Source organism: Silanimonas sp. (assembly GCF_044377035.1).
Classification (GTDB): Bacteria; Pseudomonadota; Gammaproteobacteria; order Xanthomonadales; family Xanthomonadaceae; genus Silanimonas.
In genome coordinates this window covers 1-3,112 of the sequence record NZ_JBILJW010000054.1, presented here as the reverse complement: position 1 = coordinate 3,112, position 3,112 = coordinate 1, and the positions used below count along the sequence as shown (strand labels likewise).

Here is a 3,112-nt window from a genome sequence, read left to right as displayed (position 1 = left end):
TGGCCGTCGTCTACGGCGGCGTCTCGCTGGTGAACCAGGCCAACACCCTGCGCCGCGGCGTCGACATCATCGTGGCCTGCCCGGGCCGCCTGATCGACCACATGCAGCAGCGCAACGTCGACCTGCGCGAAGTGCAGGTACTGGTGCTCGACGAAGCCGACCGCATGCTCGACATCGGCTTCCTGCCGGCCATCCGCCGCATCATCGCGATGGTGCCGAAGCAGCGCCAGACGATGCTGTTCTCGGCCACCTTCGACAAGGCCATCCGCGAGATCGCCAAGGAAGCCCTGCGCGAGCCGCAGGAAATCCAGGTGAATCCGCCGAACGCCGTTGCCACGATGGTCACCCACCGCGTGCATCCGGTGCGCGACACGCAGAAGCGCGAAGTGCTGCTGAAGCTGCTGTCGACGCACTTCCAGGACCAGACCCTGGTCTTCGCCAAGACCAAGCACGGCTCGGACCGCCTGGCCAAGCAGATCACCGCTGCCGGCATCCGCGCCGAGGCCATCCACGGCAACAAGTCGCAGAACGCCCGCCTGCGTGCGCTGGCCGACTTCAAGAGCGGCGCCGTGCGCGTGCTGGTGGCGACCGACATCGCCGCCCGCGGCCTCGACATCCCGGCCCTGCCGCGCGTCATCAACTTCGAACTGCCGATGGTCCCCGAGGACTACGTGCACCGCATCGGCCGCACCGGCCGCGCCGGCTGCACCGGCGAAGCGGTCTCGCTCGTGTCCAAGGACGAAGCGAAGCTGCTGCGCCAGGTGCAGCGCATCCTGAAGGACCCGCTGGAAGTGCGCGGCCTCGACGGCTTCCCGCCGGATTGGAGCTTCCGCGACGGCAACGACATCAACGACGACAGCACGGCCGGCCAGCAGCGCGCGCGTCGCCCGCAGGGCCCGCGTCCGCCGCGCCGTGACGGCGAGCGTCCGGCCGGCAACCCGGGCGGCCCACGCCGCGACGGCCACGCCCACGGCCAGCGCCGTGACGGCGGCCGCCCGCAGGGCCACGCCGGCGGCCCGCGCCGCGACGGTGGCGGCGGTGGCCAGCGCCAGGGCGGCCAGCGCCGCGACGGCACGCGTCCGGCCTGATCGGCCCCGCCCTCGCTGGACCGGGAACGGGCCTTCGGGCCCGTTTCCTTTTGGCGCGCCCTGACGCAGTCTGGGCCCTCCTCGGGAGTGAGACGTCCATGCTTCGCTTGATCCTCGCGTTCCTCGCCGGCGCCGTCGCGATGTCGCTGACGGTGGCCGGCATCCAAGCCATCGGCCACCAGCTGTGGCCGCTGCCTGCGGGCATCGATCCGAACAGCCACGCACAGATGGCGACCATCGTCGAATCGATGCCGGTCGCGGCGAAGGCGTGGGTGGTACTGGCCTATGCCATCGCCACGGCGGTGGCAGTGCTGGTCGCCACCTTGATCGCCCGGCCGCGCTGGAAGGGCCTCGGCATCGCCCTCGGCCTGCTGATGGTGGGGCTCTGCGCCATCAATCTCAGCCTGTTGCCGCACCCGCTGTGGATGGCCATCGCGACGCTGGCGATCCCGCTGCCGATCGCCCTGGGCGTGGCACGCTGGCGCCGCCCGGCAGTCGCTTGAACCCCATGCGTCGCATCGTCATCGAACGGCCCGGCGGCTACGACGCGCTTCGCCTCGTCGAGTCTGCCGATCCGGTACCGAAGCCCGGCGAAGTGCGGCTGCGCGTCGAGGCCTGTGGCGTCAATTACGCCGACGGCATCATCCGCATGGGCCTCTACGAGAGCGCGAAACGCCTGCACGGCTACCCGATCACGCCGGGCTTCGAGGTGGCTGGCGTGGTCGATGCGGTCGGTGACGGCGTGGAAGGCTGGCGAACCGGCGACCGCGCCATCGGCGTGACGCTGTTCGGCGGCTACACCAGCGCCATTTGCCTGCCGACGGACCGCGTGTTCGCGACACCGGCCTCGCTGACCAGCGCGCAGGCCGCGGCCCTGCCGACGGTGTTCCTGACCGCTTGGTTCATGGCGCACCAGCAGGTGTACCCGCGGGCCGGTGATCGGTGGCTGGTGCATTCCGCCGCCGGTGGCGTGGGCGGTGCCTTGCTGCAGCTCGCGCGGCTCGCCGGGGTCGAAGCCACGGGCGTCGTCGGCGCCGCGCACAAGATCGACGCAGCGAAGGCGCTCGGCGCCACCCACGTCATCGACAAATCGGCGGGCGACTGGGTCGCGTCAGCGAAAAGGATCGCCCCGGAGGGCTTCCACGCCGTGTTCGACGCCAACGGCGTGTCGACCCTGCAGGCCAGCTTCGACGCGCTGGCGCCCATGGGCAAGCTGGTGATCTATGGCTTCGCCTCGATGCTGCCGAAGGACGGGCGGGTGAACTGGCTGAAGCTGGCCTGGGACTGGTGGCGCACGCCGCGCTTCAACCCGCTGGCGATGACCACCAGCAACCGCAGCGTGCTGGCAGCGAACTTGAGCTTCCTGTCCGCAGAAGCGCCGCGCCTGCGCGAGGGCATGCTCTGGCTGCTCGAACGCTTCGCCGACGGCCGCCTGGTCCCGCCACCGGTGGAACCCTTCCCGCTCGTTGACGCGGCGCAGGCACACCGGCGCATCGAGTCGGGGCAGAGTGTCGGGAAGCTCGTGCTCCTGCCCTGAGCCCGCCTGCCGCACCGCACCAGAGACCCCATGGCCGACAACCCGATCTTCAGCCTCTTCCTTCCGATCGCGCTGGGCATCGTGATGATCGGCCTCGGCCTGCACCTCACGCTCGCCGACTTCAAGCGCGTGGCCACGGCGCCGAAAGCCGTGGTCGTCGCGCTGGCGGTGCAGACGGTGCTGCTGCCGCCGGTGGCCTTCGGCCTGGCGATCGGCTTCGGACTGCCCCCGGAACTCGGCCTCGGCCTCGTGCTGCTCGCAGCCTCGCCCGGCGGCGTCACGGCGAACCTGTTCTCGCACCTCGCCCGCGGCGATGTGGCGCTGAACATCACGCTGACCGCCATCAACAGCGTGCTCGCTCTCGTGACACTGCCCGTCTGGGTGACGCTGGGGCTCGCATGGCTGATGGCCAGCGAACAGGCCGTGCCGCCGCCGACGCGGAAGATCATCGAAGTCGGCGTGCTGGTGATCCTGCCGGTGGTGATCG

Annotated in this window: 4 protein-coding genes; all 4 read left to right on the top strand. The window is 70.7% G+C overall.

Annotated features, from left to right (window positions below; all coding sequences use genetic code 11):
• A partial coding sequence (locus tag ACIQ6S_RS14235; RefSeq protein WP_397608924.1) for a DEAD/DEAH box helicase occupies positions 1–1,088 on the top strand: 1,088 nt, incomplete at its 5' end.
• Positions 1,089–1,186: 98 nt separating this feature from the next.
• Positions 1,187–1,591 (top strand): hypothetical protein, encoded by a 405-nt coding sequence (locus ACIQ6S_RS14230; protein ID WP_397608923.1) that lies wholly within the window; start codon positions 1,187–1,189, stop codon positions 1,589–1,591.
• A gap of 5 nt (positions 1,592–1,596) precedes the next feature.
• The gene (locus ACIQ6S_RS14225; RefSeq protein ID WP_397608922.1) at positions 1,597–2,625 is read left to right on the top strand and encodes a medium chain dehydrogenase/reductase family protein; all 1,029 of its coding nucleotides are present in this window, start codon (positions 1,597–1,599) and stop codon (positions 2,623–2,625) included.
• A gap of 30 nt (positions 2,626–2,655) precedes the next feature.
• On the top strand, positions 2,656–3,112 hold a 457-nt coding region (locus tag ACIQ6S_RS14220), incomplete at its 3' end, for a bile acid:sodium symporter family protein (protein ID WP_397608921.1).

Coding starts and splice junctions, on each gene's coding strand:
- ACIQ6S_RS14230 (WP_397608923.1), top strand. CDS start 1,187: ATGCTTCGCTTGATCCTCGCGTTCCTCGCCGGCGCCGTCGCGATGTCG.
- ACIQ6S_RS14225 (WP_397608922.1), top strand. CDS start 1,597: ATGCGTCGCATCGTCATCGAACGGCCCGGCGGCTACGACGCGCTTCGC.